The sequence below is a fragment of the Helicobacter heilmannii genome, from assembly GCF_001283065.1.
Taxonomy (GTDB): domain Bacteria; phylum Campylobacterota; class Campylobacteria; order Campylobacterales; family Helicobacteraceae; genus Helicobacter; species Helicobacter heilmannii.
On the sequence record NZ_CDMK01000001.1, the window covers coordinates 400,707 to 401,310 of the forward strand.

Annotated in this window: 1 protein-coding gene; it reads right to left on the reverse strand. The window is 41.1% G+C overall.

Annotated features, from left to right (window positions below):
* Nucleotides 1-41: 41 nt before the first annotated feature.
* The gene (locus AOG36_RS08500) at nucleotides 42-278 is read right to left on the reverse strand and encodes a hypothetical protein (RefSeq protein WP_129593173.1); all 237 of its coding nucleotides are present in this window, start codon (nucleotides 276-278) and stop codon (nucleotides 42-44) included.
* Nucleotides 279-604: the final 326 nt, after the last annotated feature.

Consider the following 604-nt stretch of genomic DNA (forward strand, 5'->3'; position numbering starts at 1 on the left):
AATGGCGTAATCTAAGGGGTAAGAGAGAGCAACCGCCTAGCTCAAGATTTAGATTTAGATATAAGCGACTTTACTTCTTTTGTAGTGAGTTCAGATACAAAGGCGACTTCTGAGAAATCCGTATTAGTTAAGAAATCTTCCATAGATTTAAACGATTCCCAAAATTCACCCTTAAAGTCATATTCAAACCGTGCTTTTTCAGAGGGAGATAAAGTATACAAGCACCCCGATTCAGAGTTAAACCAAAACGAAAGCTTTTCAGGAGGTAAGGGAAACATTGACAAGCCTTTAGATAGTAGTACTAGCCCTACCACCCCAAAGATTAAAAGTCAAGATACCACAACCCCCCTTAAATCCCCACAAGAGCAAGTGCAAGAGCTAAACAACTTGACAAGCATTTATGACGGGAAAAAATACTATGACAATAACTATAAAGCATTTGCCTAAAGCCCAAAGAGGCCTTAGAAAAGCTTATGAGCGCGCGCAGAGGGCATGTGGTGGGGGCATTCTATCGAGAGGATTTGAGGCCTATCGATTTATCTTATAAACCTGAACGCATCTTAGACAAAGAGTTCAGCTTTTTAGCCCCCGCTCTTGCATGCTG

Coding starts and splice junctions, on each gene's coding strand:
- AOG36_RS08500 (WP_129593173.1), bottom strand. CDS start 278: ATGTTTCCCTTACCTCCTGAAAAGCTTTCGTTTTGGTTTAACTCTGAA.